11 protein-coding genes and 1 tRNA gene are annotated in these 15,450 nt (G+C 73.8%); 6 read left to right on the top strand and 6 right to left on the bottom strand.

Annotated features, from left to right (window positions below; genetic code table 11):
* Nucleotides 1-3: 3 nt before the first annotated feature.
* Nucleotides 4-75 (bottom strand) — tRNA-Pro (locus CP977_RS31765).
* A 246-nt stretch (nucleotides 76-321) separates the two neighbouring features.
* Here CP977_RS31765 and CP977_RS31760 point away from each other — a divergent pair.
* Nucleotides 322-1,347 carry a LacI family DNA-binding transcriptional regulator gene (locus CP977_RS31760; protein ID WP_152371306.1) on the top strand — a complete coding sequence of 342 codons (1,026 nt, stop codon included), beginning with the start codon at nucleotides 322-324 and terminating at the stop codon, nucleotides 1,345-1,347.
* A 72-nt stretch (nucleotides 1,348-1,419) separates the two neighbouring features.
* Here the strand turns inward: CP977_RS31760 and CP977_RS31755 are convergent, their stop codons facing one another.
* Nucleotides 1,420-4,191 (bottom strand): glycosyl hydrolase, encoded by a 2,772-nt coding sequence (locus CP977_RS31755; RefSeq protein ID WP_152371305.1) that lies wholly within the window; start codon nucleotides 4,189-4,191, stop codon nucleotides 1,420-1,422.
* Nucleotides 4,192-4,584: 393 nt separating this feature from the next.
* On the opposite strand from CP977_RS31755, the gene CP977_RS31750 reads away from it, so the two are divergent.
* The 4 genes from CP977_RS31750 to CP977_RS31735 all read left to right on the top strand — a co-directional run bounded on the left by CP977_RS31750 (nucleotide 4,585) and on the right by CP977_RS31735 (nucleotide 9,339).
* A complete protein-coding gene (locus CP977_RS31750) occupies nucleotides 4,585-5,889 on the top strand; it encodes an ABC transporter substrate-binding protein (protein WP_062759975.1) in 1,305 nt (434 codons plus the stop codon).
* A gap of 91 nt (nucleotides 5,890-5,980) precedes the next feature.
* Nucleotides 5,981-6,946 (top strand): carbohydrate ABC transporter permease, encoded by a 966-nt coding sequence (locus CP977_RS31745; protein WP_062759974.1) that lies wholly within the window; start codon nucleotides 5,981-5,983, stop codon nucleotides 6,944-6,946.
* The gene (locus tag CP977_RS31740) at nucleotides 6,943-7,863 is read left to right on the top strand and encodes a carbohydrate ABC transporter permease (protein WP_062759973.1); all 921 of its coding nucleotides are present in this window, start codon (nucleotides 6,943-6,945) and stop codon (nucleotides 7,861-7,863) included. Before CP977_RS31745 ends, CP977_RS31740 begins: the two co-directional genes overlap by 4 nt.
* A gap of 72 nt (nucleotides 7,864-7,935) precedes the next feature.
* Nucleotides 7,936-9,339 (top strand): GH1 family beta-glucosidase, encoded by a 1,404-nt coding sequence (locus CP977_RS31735; RefSeq protein ID WP_104860326.1) that lies wholly within the window; start codon nucleotides 7,936-7,938, stop codon nucleotides 9,337-9,339.
* An 83-nt stretch (nucleotides 9,340-9,422) separates the two neighbouring features.
* On the opposite strand, the gene CP977_RS31730 is transcribed toward CP977_RS31735, so the two are convergent.
* Together CP977_RS31730 and CP977_RS31725 are read right to left on the bottom strand one after the other, a co-directional pair.
* On the bottom strand, nucleotides 9,423-10,787 hold the full coding sequence (locus tag CP977_RS31730) for a carbohydrate-binding protein (protein ID WP_152371304.1): 1,365 nt from the start codon (nucleotides 10,785-10,787) through the stop codon (nucleotides 9,423-9,425).
* A gap of 157 nt (nucleotides 10,788-10,944) precedes the next feature.
* A complete protein-coding gene (locus CP977_RS31725) occupies nucleotides 10,945-11,892 on the bottom strand; it encodes a LysR family transcriptional regulator (RefSeq protein WP_062759971.1) in 948 nt (315 codons plus the stop codon).
* 152 nt (nucleotides 11,893-12,044) lie between these two features.
* Here CP977_RS31725 and CP977_RS31720 point away from each other — a divergent pair, with 152 nt between their 5' ends.
* Nucleotides 12,045-12,710: a GOLPH3/VPS74 family protein gene (locus CP977_RS31720; protein ID WP_062759970.1), complete on the top strand. Its 666-nt coding sequence runs from the start codon at nucleotides 12,045-12,047 to the stop codon at nucleotides 12,708-12,710.
* A gap of 377 nt (nucleotides 12,711-13,087) precedes the next feature.
* Here CP977_RS31720 and CP977_RS31715 read toward each other — a convergent pair whose 3' ends face one another.
* Both CP977_RS31715 and CP977_RS31710 read right to left on the bottom strand, forming a co-directional pair.
* Entirely contained in the window at nucleotides 13,088-14,071 is a 984-nt protein-coding gene (locus CP977_RS31715; RefSeq protein WP_062759969.1) for a DUF4232 domain-containing protein, read from the bottom strand.
* A gap of 103 nt (nucleotides 14,072-14,174) precedes the next feature.
* On the bottom strand, nucleotides 14,175-15,365 hold the full coding sequence (locus tag CP977_RS31710; RefSeq protein WP_062759968.1) for an FUSC family protein: 1,191 nt from the start codon (nucleotides 15,363-15,365) through the stop codon (nucleotides 14,175-14,177).
* Nucleotides 15,366-15,450: the final 85 nt, after the last annotated feature.

The raw sequence follows: 15,450 nt of genomic DNA, 5'->3' as shown, positions 1-15,450 counted from the left end.
AAGCCGACGTGGCGGGTTCCGCCCCCGCGCCCTCCGGGTCCCGAGCCCGGCGCTCTGCTGCTGAGCCACACGTCGCAGGGCCTGCCCGGCGGATCACGGCCGGGCGCCCCAGGGCCCCGACGGTAGCGAGGAGCGCCGGAGAGGGGCAACGGGGTTTGCGGGGAGCGGTGTCCACGGGGACGAGTTCCCTTTGGGAGCGCTCTCAGAAGGTGGGGGTTACAGATATCCTGGACCGGACGAGAACGCGCACCGCATCCGTTGCGCGCCCCCGTACGACCGACCGGTACACCGCCCAGCCGACGCAGTCGAGGAGCGCCCGCCTTGTCCGAGCAGACCACGGGGTCCCGCCCCACGCTGGAAGCCGTCGCCGCGCGCGCCGGCGTGTCCCGCGCCACGGCCTCCCGGGTCGTCAACGGGGGCGCCGGCGTGCGCGCCCCCCTGGTCGAGAAGGTGCGCAGGGCCGTCGAGGAGCTCGGTTACGTCCCCAACCACGCGGCCCGCACCCTGGTCACCCGGCGCAACGGCGCCGTGGCCGTGATCATCGCGGAGCCCGAGTTCCGGATCTTCTCCGACCCGTTCTTCGAGCAGCAGGTGCGCGGCATCAGCCGGGAACTGACGGCACACGACGCCCAGTTGGTGCTGCTGTGGGTGGAGGGCCCGGGGGACCACGAGCGGATCGCCCGCTATCTCGGCGGGGGCCACGTCGACGGCGCGCTCGCGTTCTCGCTGCACAGCGACGACGCCCTGCCGGCCGTGATCGAGGGGGCGCGGATCCCGGTGGTCGTCGGCGGGCGGCCCGCCCCCGGCACCGATCCGGCCGTGCCCTTCGTGGACTGCGACAACCGGGGCGGGGCCCGGGAGGCGGTGCGGCACCTGGTGGACCTCGGGCGCCGGAACATCGCCCACATCTCCGGCCCCGCCGACCAGACCTCGGCGATCGACCGGCTGCACGGCTACCGGGACGTCCTCCTCGACGCCGACCCGGAGCTGCTGTGCGCGGGCGACTTCACCGAGGAGAGCGGCGCGCGGGCCATGGCGGAGCTGCTCGACCGGCGGCCGGACGTGGACGGGGTGTTCGTCGCCAACGACCTGATGGCGTCGGGCGCGCTGCGCACCCTGCGGGAGCGCGGGGTGCGGGTGCCGGAGGACGTGGCGGTCGTCGGCTTCGACGACATGGCCTCGGTGGTCGGCCGGACCTCCCCGGCCCTGACCACCGTGCACCAGGACATCGAGGGCATGGGCCGCCTGATGGTGAAGCTGCTGATGCGGCTGCTGGACGGGACCGGGCCGGAGATCCCCGGCTCCGTGGTCACCCCGACCTCGCTGGTCCGCCGCGCCTCCGCCTGATCCCCGGTACGCGGAGCGGCGGGCCCGGGTGTGTCACCCGGGCCCGCCGTCCCTTCCCCCTCCCCTGCGGGGTCAGTCGTACGGGATGGCGACCACGGACCGGTCCGTGCCGGTCTGGAGTCGCGCGTCGCCGTTGCCGATCGCGCTCCAGACCTCCAGGCGGACCGTTCCGCCGCGCAGATTGCCGAGCGTGCCGGTGGCGGACTTCAGGCCCCGGGACTGGGCGTACTCCTCCCAGCCCGTCACCGGGTCGGTCGCGAAGTAGTGGTACGTCTCCGTGCGGTCGAAGGTGCCGTCGCCGGTGAGGTCGTAGCTGATCCGGGCCTGCTGGCCGAGGCCGACCGACGTGCCGGCGTCCACCTGGAGCCGGAAGGCGGTCGAACCGCCGGCCCGGAGCGTGCCGTTGACGTTCTTGGCGACGTAGACGAGCGGCTTGTTCGGGGTGCCGTCGTGGTTGGCGCCCTGCGCCGAGGCGAGGGTGTCGGCGCCCGCCGCGGCGCCGGTGGCCGTGGTGAGCGTGCCGCCGGTGCGGAGCTGGAAGGTGTTGCCGGTGCCCGGCTCGGGGTCGGGTCCGGGGCCCGCCGTGCCGTTGCTGGAGGCGGTGGAACGGGCCGGTACGGAGAGGGACTTGCCGTCGGAGAAGGTGACCGTGCGGGCGGTCGAGCCGTGGTTGTGGGCCACGTAGGTGCGCGTGGTGCCCTTGGTGAAGACGGCGGAGGTGGGGATCGATCCGGTGACGGTGGCGTCGGGGGCGCCGAGCGTGTCGAGCGCGGTGAGCCAGTGGTAGGTGTGGGCCTTGGACTCGCCGGCCTCCGGGGTGTATCCGGCGTGCCCGGCGTCCCACTTGGCCTTGGCGGCGCCGGGGTCGGCGAGGGACTGGAACTCCCAGAGGATGTCGCGCCACTCGACGGCCGGGCCGCCGTTCTCGCGCTCCATCTCTGCGATGTTGCGCCGGATCGCGTCCTTGCGGGCCCCGAGGTGGAGCGAGCCGCCGCTGGTCACGGGCAGGACGTTGATGCCGTGGATCTCCTCCGGGTTGGCGGTCCACCAGGTGGAGTAGGCGCCGCCGCTGCCCCAGACCATGCCGACGGTGTCGTGCTGGAAGGAACCGGGGAAGACCTGCTGGTCGGCGTCGAACCAGTACTGGGCGATGGCCTCGCCCTCGGTGGTCAGGAGGTAGGTGCCGAGGTCGCGCAGGGAGGTGTCGCCGGTGGCCGCGCCCCACAGGACGAGGGCGGCGCTGAGGTTGGTCGACTCGGAGGACGACTCCTGGTTGTTTCCGGCGGCGAAGCCCTGGTGGCCGCTGGCCCAGCTGTGTCCGGCGTAGACGTCGAAGCCGCGCAGGAAGGGGAAGGAGCTGTCGGTGCGGCTGGGGTTGGCGGTGTCACGGACCAGGGTCTTGACCATGGTCCCCCAGGCGGAGTCGGCGGCCCAGTTCGGGTCGTACTGGGCGACGATCGCGGCGGCGTACACGTAGTAGCCGTAGTGGAAGTGGTGGTCGTTGAGCTCGGTGTCGCTGCCGTAGGAGGCCGGGTAGCCGGTGAGGGTCTTCCAGGCCCTGTCGTACGAGAACTCGGTGGCGCCGCCGGCCGTGAACCACTCCTGGAGGCGGCCCTTGATGAGGCCGAGGAGCTTGTCGCGGACCGCGCCCTCGCCCATCTGGTCGGCGAGCGGCACGAGCTGGGCGAGCTTGCCGAGGGCCTTGCCGGTCCAGTACGTGTCGACGGCTCCGGAGAACGGGTCGGAGGAGTTCGCGACCTCGTTGAGGTAGCCGCGCAGGCGGGCCGGGTCGACGCCGCTGCCGGGCAGGCCCGGGAGGGTGGCGGCGGCCTTCTGGGCGGTGGTGAAGGAGGTCCCCTCGCGGACCTTCATCGTGCCCCGGGGCGAGACGTAGGTGTAGGGGGTCAGCGGGTCGGTGGTGTGCAGCCACTGGTGGCGGTAGAGCGCCTGGAGGGTGCCGCGCTCGGTGCCCTCCCTGGCCTCGGTGGTGAGGCTGTAGGTGGCGCGGACGGTGCCGGCGTCGTAGTTCCAGCTCACCGCGGAGCCGGTGACGAAGCTGTAGGCGTATTTGCGGTAGGTGGCGAGCGCGTCGGTGGAGGGCAGGACGGCGACGGAGAAGTAGTCCTTGCCGCCGAGGCCCGCGGTGATGGTGGAGCCGGAGACGTTCCAGTCGGTGCCGCTCGGCGAGAAGAGGGCGTAGTGGTGGCCGGCGACGGTGATGCCGAGGACGTTGCCCTGGTCGGCGAAGACGGCCGGCGCGGTGGCGGTGGTGATCCGGGCGTCGCCGCCGGTGCCCCGGGCGTACACGAAGGGCATGCCGTGGCCGATGGTGGCGCGCAGGGTGCGGGCGCCGTCGGACCAGTAGGGGGTGACGGTCCAGTCGGACCAGGCGTCGGCCTTGGTGTCGGGCGAGTTCAGGCCGGTGAGGCCGAGGGTGAGGTCGCGCTTGTGGGCGAACTCGTACTGGCGCCCGTCGCCCACGATCGCGGGGCTGGTGGGGTAGCCGACCTCCAGGCCGCCGGAGACGGCCTGGTAGGTGAGCGGGTGGCCGTACATGGGGGTGGAGTACGGGTTGTCCCCGTAGCGCTGGAAGGCGAGGGAGGACCACCAGTCGTTGGTGGGGACGGGCTTGCCCTGGGCGGCGGCGGTGACCTTGGGGGTGACGGGGGCGCCGGTGTTGGTGGTGGGGCCCGAGGTACCGGCGGGGCGGGTGTCGGAGTAGCTTCCGGCGCCCGCCGGGACGGTGGCCGCGGCCGCGGGGACGGCGGCGGGGCCGAGTCCCACGGCGGCGAGGGCGGAGACCAGGACCAGCGCTGCGGCGGGCCGGGTGCGGGGGGATGGCATGAAGGGGCACCTCATGTCGTCTGCGGCGGATGGAGCTCGGGGGTGGGGCTTCGAGGGGGTGGAGCCCGGGGTGGCGCTCGTGGAGGGCGGACGGAGCCGCCCGGACGGGGCGGATGGAGCTCGGACGGGGGTGCGCGGAGCGGGGAGGTCCGTGTTCGGGAGTCCGGAAGTCCGGCCTCCAGAATGGCTGAGAGCGCTCTCAGAGTGACGGAAACGTAAAACCCGCGAAACGAGCGTGTCAAGAGGTTGAACACGGGCGGGAGTTGAGATCTCTTCTCGTCCGTTACGCCTTCGAGCCTTGACGGATGCACCACCGCACGGGCACGCTCCCCACGCACGCTTGAGAGCGCTCTCAACCGCTCTCGCTCGTTCCGGAGCCAAGGGAGGCTTCCCATGCCCATCGCCCGAGCCGCCAAGAGAGCCGTCGTCCGCCTGGGTGCGGTCACGCTCGCCGGGGCCCTGCTCGCCGCCTGCGGCGGGTCGTCGGACGACTCGTCCTCGGACAGCGCGGGAGGGAAGGTCACGATCACCGTCGACCTCTTCGGCTCCTTCGGATACAAGGAGGCCGGGCTCTACGCGGAGTACGAGAAGCTCCACCCCGGCGTCACCATCAAGCAGACCGACACCGAGGACGAGGCCGACTACTGGAAGTCCCTCCAGACCCGGCTCGCCGGCGGCGCCGGCCTCGCCGACGTGCAGGGCATCGAGGTGGGCCGCATCGCCTCCGTCACCCAGCAGCAGGCCGACCGGTTCGAGGACCTGAAGAAGTACGGCGCGGACTCCCTGAAGGACCAGTTCGCCCCCGCCAAGTGGGCCGCCGCCACCGGCAAGGGCGGCGAGGTCCTCGGCCTCGGCACCGACGTCGGCCCCGAGGCCATGTGCTACCGCACGGACCTCTTCCAGCAGGCCGGGCTGCCCACCGACCGCGAGGAGCTCGCGAAGAAGTGGTCCACCTGGGACGGCTACCTGGACCTCGGCAAGCAGTACAAGGCGAAGGCACCCGCCAAGAGCGCCTGGCTCGACAGCGTCGGCAGCCTCTACTCGATCATGATCGGCCAGGAGAAGGAGCGCTACTACGACGCCTCCGGGAAGCTGATCTGGGAGCAGAACCCGGCCCTGCGCTCCGCCTGGGACCACGCCGTCCAGGCCGCGGACGCCGGTCTGAGCGCCAAGCTCGACCAGTGGTCCCCGCAGTGGAACCAGGCCTTCTCCGCCGGCTCCTTCGCCACCATCCCGTGCCCCGCCTGGATGCTCGGCTACATCAAGGGCCAGGCCGGTGAGGCCGGCAAGGGCAAGTGGGACGTGGCCAAGCTGCCCGGCGGCGCCGGCAACTGGGGCGGCTCCTACCTGGCCGTGCCCAAGGCCGCGAAGCACAAGAAGGAGGCGTACGAGCTGATCAAGTGGCTCACCGCCCCCGAGCAGCAGACCAAGCTCTTCCAGAAGCAGGGCAACTTCCCCTCCGCCACCGGCGCCATCGAGAAGGTCGCCGACGCGAAGGACCCGTTCTTCTCCGACGCCCCCATCGGCAAGATCTTCGGTGACGCCGCGAAGGAGGCCCCGGTCCAGGTCCTCGGCGTCCACGACCAGAACATCGCCCAGCAGATCACCAACGCCCTGAGCGAGGTCGAGCGCAAGGGCACGGCACCCGAGAAGGCCTGGTCGAACGCCAAGAAGGGCGTCGAGAACACCATCGGCTGACCCGCGCCGCCGGACGGACACCCCCGACGTGACCGAGGGGGGTCCGTCCGCCCCGCCTCCCCCGCCCCGACCCACACCGAAGGGCCGCACCGTGACCCTCACCGCACCCGAGACACCGGCCCGGCCGAAGCCGGCCGCGCCGCCCCGGCGCCCCGGACCCGCCCGGCGGACCTGGCAGAAGGTCTCCCCGTACGCCTACATCGCCCCGTTCTTCACCCTGTTCGCCGCCTTCGGCCTCTTCCCGCTGATCTACACGGCCTTCGTCTCGCTGTACCGGGTGGAGCTCCAGACGCCCGGCGACATGGAGTGGCGCGGGCTCGGCAACTACACCGCGCTCTTCGGTGACGAGTACTTCTGGACCTCGCTGCGCAACACCTTCACCATCGGCGTGCTCTCCACCGTGCCGCAGCTGGTCATGGCCCTCGGCCTCGCGCACCTCCTGAACTACCGGATGCGCGGCCGCACCTTCCTGCGCACGGCGGTGCTGCTGCCGTACGCCACCTCGGTCGCCGCCGCCACCCTCGTCTTCGCCCAGCTCTTCGGGCGGGACTTCGGCCTGATCAACTACGCGCTCGGGCTCGTCGGCATCGACCCGGTCGACTGGCAGAACGGCACGGTGGCCTCGCAGATCGCCGTCTCGACGGTCGTCGTCTGGCGCTGGACCGGCTACAACGCGCTGATCTACCTGGCCGGCATGCAGTCGATCCCGAACGAGCTGTACGAGGCGGCCGCGATGGACGGGGCCTCGCGGTGGCGCCAGTTCTTCCACGTCACGCTGCCCGGGCTGCGGCCCACCATCCTCTTCACCGTCATCGTCTCCACGATCGGCGCGACCCAGCTGTTCGGCGAGCCGCTGCTGCTCGAAGGGTCGATATCGGGCGGCATCTCGCACCAGTACCAGACGCTCGGGCTCTACATGTACGAGCAGGGCTGGGGCTTCTTCCACCTGGGCCGGGCCGCGGCCATCGCCTGGGTGATGTTCCTGCTCATCGTGGTGCTGGTCGGGGTCAACGCCCTGATCGCGCGCCGCCGTTCCCGCAAGGAGGCCGGCCGATGACCGCGCCGATCGCCCCGGCGGCGCCCGCCGCTCCCCCGGCCGTCCCCGCCGCCCCGGAGCCCGGCCGGACACCGCGCCGGGGGGCCTCCCGGGCGGGCCGCACCCTGCACGCCGGACCCCTCGCGTACGGCATCCTGATCGTCGCCGTGCTGTTCTCGGCGTTCCCGTTCTACTGGACGATCGTCGCCGCCAGCCGCTCCAACGCCGATCTGGCGAAGGTCCCGCCGGCGCTGCTCCCGGGGCCGAACCTGATCAAGAACTTCGAGGCGGTCCTCGAAGAGGCCGACATCGGCAAGGCGCTGCTCAACTCGTTCATCGTCTCCGGGTCGATCACGCTCGGCACCGTCCTGTGCTGCACCCTGGCCGGCTTCGCCTTCGCCAAGCTGCGCTTCAAGGGCCGGGGCGCGCTGCTCGCGGTCACCGTCGGCACCATGATGATCCCGCCGCAGCTCGGTGTGATCCCGCTGTTCATGCTGATCGCCGAGCTGGGCTGGGTGAACCAGCTCCAGTCGGTGATCCTGCCCGGTCTGGTCTCCGCGTTCGGGGTGTTCTTCATGCGCCAGTACCTGGTGCAGTCGCTGCCCGACGAGCTGATCGAGGCGGCCCGGGTGGACGGCGCGTCCACGGCCAGGATCTTCTGGTCGATCGTCGTGCCGATCGCCCGGCCCGGCATGGCCGTGCTCGGCCTGCTGACCTTCATGGCCTCGTGGAACGACTTCTTCTGGCCCGTCGTCGCCCTGACCTCCTCCGAGCCCACCGTCCAGGTCGCCCTGCGCCAGCTCGGCGGCGGCTACGTCCACGACCAGTCCGTGATCATGGCGGGCACGCTGCTCGGCACCCTGCCGGTGCTGCTCGTCTTCGGCCTGCTCGGCCGGCAGATCGTCGGCGGCATCATGCAGGGCGCGGTCAAGGGCTGACCGCCCCTCACCGCCCCTCCTCCTCCCCACAGAACGTCTCACCCCAGTCTCACCCCAGGGAGTTCCCACCCCATGACCGCGCTCGACGCCCGCACCGACCCGGCGACCACGCTCCGCTTCCCCGAGGGCTTCCGCTGGGGCACCGCCACCGCCGCCTACCAGATCGAGGGGGCGGCGGCCGAGGACGGCCGCACGCCCTCCATCTGGGACACCTTCAGCCGTACGCCGGGCAAGGTCCGCAACGGCGACACCGGTGACATCGCCGCCGACCACTACCACCGGCTCGACGAGGACGTCGCCCTGATGCGCCGGCTCGGCGTGACCGACTACCGCTTCTCGATCGCCTGGCCCCGGGTCCAGCCCACCGGGCGCGGCCCGGCCGTGCGCAAGGGCCTGGACTTCTACCGGCGCCTGGCCGACTCCCTCCTGGAGGCCGGGATCCGGCCCGTGGCGACGCTCTACCACTGGGACCTGCCGCAGGAGCTGGAGGACGCGGGCGGCTGGCCGCACCGGGAGACCGCGTACCGCTTCGCCGAGTACGCCGGGATCATGGCGGACGCGCTCGGCGACCGGGTGGCGACCTGGACCACGCTCAACGAGCCGTGGTGCGCAGCCTTCCTCGGCTACGGCAACGGCGTGCACGCCCCGGGCCGCACCGACGACCTGGCCGCGCTGCGCGCCGCCCACCACCTCAACCTGGCGCACGGCCTGGGGGCGCGGGCGCTGCGCGGCGCGCTGCCCGCGTCCGCCGAGGTGTCCCTGACCCTCAACCTGCACGCCGTACGGGCCCTCACGCGGTCCCCCGAGGACCTGGACGCGGCCCGCCGGATCGACGCCGTCGGCAACCGGATCTTCCTGGACCCGGTCTTCCACGGGCGGCTCCCGGAGGACCTGGTCCGCGACACCGCGTCGGTCACGGACTGGGCGTTCGTCCAGGACGGCGACCTGGCGGCGGCCGCCGCGCCGATCGACTCGCTCGGCATCAACTACTACTCCCCGTCCGTGGTCGCGGCGGGCTCCTCGGAGTCGCCGGCGCCGTGGGCGGGCGCGGAACGGCACGTGCGGTTCGTGCCGGCGCCGGGGCCGCGCACGGCCATGGACTGGCCGGTGGACGCGAACGGCCTGCACGAGCTGCTGATCCGGCTGCGGGACGAACTGCCGGGCGTCCCGCTGGTGATCACGGAGAACGGGGCGGCGTACGACGACTACGCCGACCCGTCGGGGAACGTGAAGGACCCGGAGCGGGTGGCGTATCTGCACGCGCACCTGGCGGCGGTGCACCGCGCCCTGGAGGACGGGGCGGACGTGCGGGGCTACTTCCTGTGGTCGCTCCTGGACAACTTCGAGTGGGCGTACGGCTACAGCAAGCGGTTCGGCATCGTCCACGTGGACTTCGCGACGCAGCGGCGCACGCCGAAGGACAGCGCCCGCTGGTACGCGGAGGTGATCGCCCGGGGCGGCCTCGCGGAGGCGTGACGGCCCCGGGCGCGCGAGGAGGGGGTGCCGCGGCACCCCCTCGGGCCGCGGCACCCCCGGTCAGCGCGGGGACGGGCCGCGCGTCAGACGCGCTGCCACAGGGCGGGGACGTTGGACGGCTCCCAGCCGGTCTGGGCCTGGTGGCCCTGGAGGCAGCGGTAGGTGGAGCCGCCGTAGGTGACGGTGTCACCGGCCTTGTAGACCTTGCCGGCCGCCCAGGTGCCGCCCGGCTCCGGCTCGGGGCCGGGGCCCGGGCCCGGGTCGGTGGTGGTCTTCAGGGTCAGGCCGTAGTTCTGGAGGATCGGGTTCAGCGGCTGGAAGAAGGTCGTGCCGCCGCTGGAGCAGTTGCCGGAGCCGCCCGAGGTCACGCCCTGGGCCTGGCTGCCGGAGATGTACGAGCCGCCGGAGTCGCCGGGCTCGGCGCAGACCGTCGTGCGGGTGACGCCCGAGATGGTGCCCTCGGGGTAGGTGACGCTGGTGTTGTGCTGCTGCACGGTGCCGCAGTGCCAGCCGGTGGTCGAGCCGGAGCGGCAGATGGAGGAGCCGACGGGCTGGAGCACCGAGCCGGTCACCTGGACGTTGGCGCCGCCCGCGCCCTTCACGTACGGGGTGGAGGTCCAGTTGGAGTTGGTGGCGACCCAGGCCATGTCGCTGCCGGGGAAGACCGAGGCCTGGAAGCTGCCCTGGGCGACCTGGTTGTAGCCGCTGGTGGAGGTGCCGGTGCGGCCGCAGTGGCCGGCCGTGGCGAAGCCCTGCGTGGTGCCCTTGGTGATCGGGAAGCCGACCGAGCAGCGCCCGCTGCCGTTCATGTAGTACGCGTCGCCGCCCCGGAGGTCGTACAGCGGGCGGGGCGCCTCGGCGGTGCGGACCACCTTCACCAGGTCGCGGGGGACGCCGGTGGCCGCTACGAGCCGCGCGCCGGCCCCGGCGCGTGCCTCCTCGACGACGAGGACGTTGGCCCGGACGTCGACGTAGCGGACGGGCGCGTTGGCGGTGGCGGCCCGGTCCAGGGCCTCCTTGGCCCGCTCCAGGGCGCCCAGACCGTGCGTCACGACCTTGACCTGCGCACCCGCGGCGCGGATCGCGGCGGCGTCGGCGGCGCGGGTGGTGGCCACGGTCAGGGTGCCGGACTCGGCGCCGTCCACCCAGGCGCCGGCGAAGGCGCCGCCCAGGTCCAGGCGGAGCCCGGCGGCCCTGGCCCCGGCCTCGGCCTCGTTGGCGAGCCGGTTCTCGGCCTGGGCGCGGGTGAGGCCCAGGTCGCGCTGCATGGCGCGGAGGAGTTCGGGCTGGGCCGAGTCGGCGCCGAGTGCGTCGGCGGCCGTTCTGACGGTGGGCGCGCGGTCCTTGTCGTGCGGTGCCGCGGTGGCGGAACCGGCCTGGAGGCCGGCCAGTGCCAGGCCGGCGGCGGCCAGCACGGTACACGCCGTGCGGGCGTGTCGTCGGAGCATGGGGAGTCTCCTCGGTTGGCGGTGGGGATCTGCTGAAACCGTAGGGATCCCGCCGGGGAGACGGCAGTTGCCAGTCGGCCCCTGCCACGGCGTTATGGCCGATCACCGAAGGGCCTTCGCGGACCGGGGCGTTGGAGTACGGGCAGGGCGGCGCACCTCAGCGCGGGGTGCCCTCGCGGGGTGCCGGGGTCGTCGTGCGGCCGGCGCTGCGGGCCAGGGCCTCCTCGTGGGCGGCCCTGGTGTGGTGCAGTACGGCGGCGGCCCGGCCGGCGGCGCGGCCCTCGGGGTGCCAGCCGAGCAGGTGCCGCCACACCAGCGGCGCGCCGGCGAGGGGTCGGGTCACGAGGCCGGGGGTGACGGGGAAGGTGGCCCGGCACAGGCCGACGGCCCGGCCGACCTGGACCAGGTGCACGCAGGAGGCGGTGTCCGTCTCGTACACGCAGGCCGGGGTGAACCCGGCCCGTACGCACGCGGCGGCGAAGCAGTCGCCGAAACAGCCGTCGCCGGGCACGTCGGTCCAGGCCTCCGCCGCCAGTTCGGCCAGGTCGATCTCGGTGCGGGGCGCCAGCGGGTGGTCGGCGGCCAGCATCACGTACACCGGGTCGCGGGCGACCTCCGTCCAGGCGAGCCGCCCCGCCTCGGGCGGGCCGCTCTCGCCGCAGACCCCGACGAGGGCGAAGTCGAGCCGGCCGGCGACCACCCCGCCGGCGATCTCCCGCTCCGACCAGGAGGTGTACGTGGTGACGGGCGCGCCCGGGTCGGTGCGGGCGATCCGGTCGACGAGGCCGCCGAGCAGCGGGCCGTGCGTGCCGCCGAGCCGGTAGCCCTCCGCCCCGTCCCGGGCGAACCGCACGGCCTCCTCCTGGAGTTCGCACACGGCGGGCAGCACCACACGGGCGCGTTCCAGGACGAGGTCGCCGAGGGCCGTGGTCCGCACGCCCTCCCGGCCCCGCTCGAACAGCTCGCCGCCCAGGGCGCGTTCGATCCGCTTGAGCTGGGCGCTGAGGGCGGGCTGCGCGAGGCCGAGCGCGGTGGCGGCGCGGGTGAGACTCCCCGCGTCCGCGATGGCCCGGATCGTCTTGAGGTGCCTCAGCTCCAAGTCCATACGGAGAGCTTGGCGTCCCGTGCCCGGGAGGTCCAGACCAACGACGGTCCTGCACGGCGGGAACCGGGGGGAACGTTCCGCCGTCCCCCCTGCGAAAGGACGGTCGACCGGAAGAACGGGCGCCGGGAACGCACGACAGCAGGAGGTACTGGGTGACGGTCACGCTCGCGGAGGAGATCATGCTGCTCTCGCTGGACGACGCGTCGGGTGCCGCGAAGGAGAAGCAGTCCGCCGCGTGGGCCGTCGCCGGCGGCATCCTGCTCGACCTCGTCCTGGCCGGGCGCGTGGCGGTCGACGGGGGACGCCTGCGGGTGGCGGACAGGACGCCCACGGACGTCCCGCTGCTCGACGAGCGGCTGCGGCTGATCGCCGGGTGGGCGGGGCGGAGGAGTCGGGCCCCGAAGACCACCGAGTGGCTGACGAAGGACTGCGCGAAGGCCGTGAAGGCCACGACCGAGAGCCTGCACGGTCGGGGGCTCGTGCGGGCCGAGCAGCGCAGGGTCATGGGGCTCTTCCCCGTCACCCGCTACCCGGAGGCGGACGGCTCCGTGGAGCGCGAGCTGCGGGACCGGCTGCGGGCCGTGGTCCTCGACGACGCCGAGCCCGACACGCGCACGGCGGGCCTCCTCGCCCTCGTGCACGGCGCGAAGCTGCACCGCGTCGCCTTCCCCGACGTGCCGCGCAAGGAGATCGCCCCGCGCCTGGAGGAGATCACGGCCGGCCAGTGGGCGGCCGAGGACGTGCGTCGCGCGATCCGCGACATGCAGGCGGCGATGGTGGTGGTCATGGCGACCACGGTGTTCACGGTCACGGGCTGAGACCCGGCGGGGGCGCGGCCGCCGGGGGCCCGGCGCCGGGGCCGGGAAGTCCGGGCGGGCGGGGCGGGCTCCGGGCGTGCGGGGCCCGGGGCGGTTCCGGGCGGGCGAGGCCCGACACGGTTCCGGCCGGACGGGGCCCGGGGCGAGCCCCCACGGCTCGCCCCGGGTCCGGCCCGGCCGGAACCGCGTTCCCTTCGTCCGGGCGGGCCCGGAGCGGTGCGTACCGGGAGCCGTTCCGGCCCCTGCCCCCCACCACGACGGCGGCCTGCGGCCTCCGGTACGCGTCGGCGGCCGCTCCGGGACGGGCGGTCACCCCGCCCCGGCCTGCCGGCCCGGACCACTCTGCCGTCCGCCGCTCACGTCCCGCTGTCGTTCCGCTAACGCCCGCCGGGCCTCGCCGCTCCCGCCCGCTCCTTCTCCGCCCTCTTCCAGGGGCCGACGCCGAGCTTCCCCGTCGTCCCCAGGTCGAATTCGGGGATCACCGTCACCGGGGCGGCGCCGGGCCGCGCCCACACGCGCGCGTAGGGGGCGTTCACGGGGTCGCCGGTCACGCCGTCCACGGTGTTGCGCCAGACCAGGCCGGCCCGGGCGTGCTCGCCCGGCGCGAGGACCAGCCGCTCGGGCGCGCCGTCGGCCCCGGTGCCGGTCGCGATCGCGTCGCCGCCCTCCAGGATCGACACGCCCTCGACCCGCTCGTGGGCCTCGTCGAGGAGTTCGACGCGGGGGTGGCCCTCGATCCGGTACGGCCGGGTGCCGCAGTTCTCCAGGTGGAGGCCGACGACGCGCAGGCCCATGGCGGCGTCGCCGTCGTCGGCGTACACGCGCACGCCCGTGGACGGGCAGGCGCCCCCTCGGGAGGGTTCCTCGACCACCGGGACGCTCCGCACCGTGAGGACCTTCGCGTGCGCCTGCCCCGCCGCCGCGTCCGGGGAGATGTCGTCGGGGGTGACGGTGCGGCGCACGGTCCGGCCGGGGGCGACGTCCCGGACGGTCTCCTTCGGCATCGCGAGGCCGGTGCCCGTCTCCGTCGACAGGAACTGGAGCGTGACGGTGTAGGTGCGGGGCTCGGTGCCCCGGTTGGTGACGGAGTACGTGGCGCAGGGGAGGGCCCGGCCGGCGACGGGGCGCGTGCCCGTACCGACGATCACGACCTCCTCGCCGTCCGGCGAGCCCGACCCGGCGGCGCTCCCGGTGTCCGCTCCGGTGGCGGGCCCGGTGCCCGCTCCGGCTCCGCAGTCCTGTGCGGCGGAGGGGCCCGCGCCCGGGGCGGCGGCTCCCTGGTGTTCGGTTCCGCAGGCCGTGAGCAGCAGGAGGCCGACGGCGGCGGGAAGGGAGGCGGCGGGGAGGAGGGTGCGGCGCATGGGGAGAGTCGATCAGTCCCGCCCCGCTCCGCCTGTGACGGAAGCCACCCTTCCGGTAACAGGCCTGTCACAGGGCCCGGAATCGGCCGCGCGGACCGGTGCCTCAGCCGCGCGTGTCGGCGACGAGGTCCGACGTGTGCCTGATCTCCTCCAGGATGCGCGCCGCCTCCACGAGGACGGTGCCGTGCACGGGCCACTCCCCCTCCTGCTCGGGGCGGTCGGACCGGGTCGTGGCCACCACCTCCTCGTAGCGGCGCTCGGCGGCCTGGATGCGGCGGCGGAGCCGGTCGGGGTCGTTCGGCCCCTGGGGCGGGGCGAGGTGTTCGAGCCCTTCGGCGGTGGCGTGCAGCAGCTCGGCGTAGGAGGCGGCGAAGTCCGCCGAGACGGACGCCTCGAAGGAACGCCGGGGCCCGGACGGCTCGGGGGTCCGGGGTTCGTACGTCAGGGCGCGGGCGATGGAGCGGACGTGCGTGCCGATGCGCTCGATCATGCCGATGGTCTCGTGGCAGCGCTGGAGCGACGCCTGGGCGCTGTTCCAGGGGCGGCGGGGGTTGAGCCTGGTGTTCTCCTGCTCCCTTTCGAGTAGGGAGCGCGCGTCCGCCGCCTGCGCGGCCAGCTCCTCGCAGCGGCGCGGCCAGTCCTCCTCCCCCACGTCCTCGCCGGCCGTCTTCCTCTCGGCGGTGCGGGCCAGGTCGCGCAGGAGGGCCTGCGCGCGGGCGGTCAGCTCCTCGACCCGGCGCCGTGCCGTGGCCGTGTGCGGCGAGGGGGCGAAGGCGAAGTGGGCGGCGAGGCCGCAGCACACGCCGATGGCGGCGGACGCGACCAGGGGACCGATGTAGTCGACCCGTCCGCCGCCGCCCGCGAACGCGAAGAGGGCCACCACCGGAACCTGGACGCTCTGCCCTCCGAGGAGGGGGAGGCGGGCCACCGCGAGGGCGACGAAGACCAGGACGCAGAGGGTCCAGGCGTGGACGCCGACGGTGCTGCCGAACCCGGCCGCCACCGCCGTGCCGATCGCCATGGCGCCCAGGTACTGCGCCGAGTCCCACAGCGAGCGGTAGACCGTGGCCTGGAGGGCGAGGAGCGCCGTGAACGGGGCGAACGCCGTGACGTTCGTGGGCAGCAGCCGCGAGGAGAGGCACCAGGCCACGGTCGCGGCGGCGGCCCCCTTGACCAGGAGCAGCACTCCGTCGCGGGCCTCGCCGGGCCCCCGTACCGCGTCCTCCAGGGACGTGCGGGTGGTGTGCCACCGGCGCCGGCACCAGTCGACCGCCCGGGTCTTCGATTCGGACACGCCTCTCCCGTCCTCCGTGGATGCTCGTGTCCGTCGCGCCTACCCGTCCCGCGGGGATGTACGTGCGCGTTCCGGGGCTCCGCCG

It is taken from the genome of Streptomyces cinereoruber (assembly GCF_009299385.1).
Taxonomy (GTDB): Bacteria; Actinomycetota; Actinomycetes; order Streptomycetales; family Streptomycetaceae; genus Streptomyces; species Streptomyces bikiniensis.
Note: the sequence above shows the minus strand (reverse complement) of the source record. Positions and strands in the feature narration are given on the sequence as shown.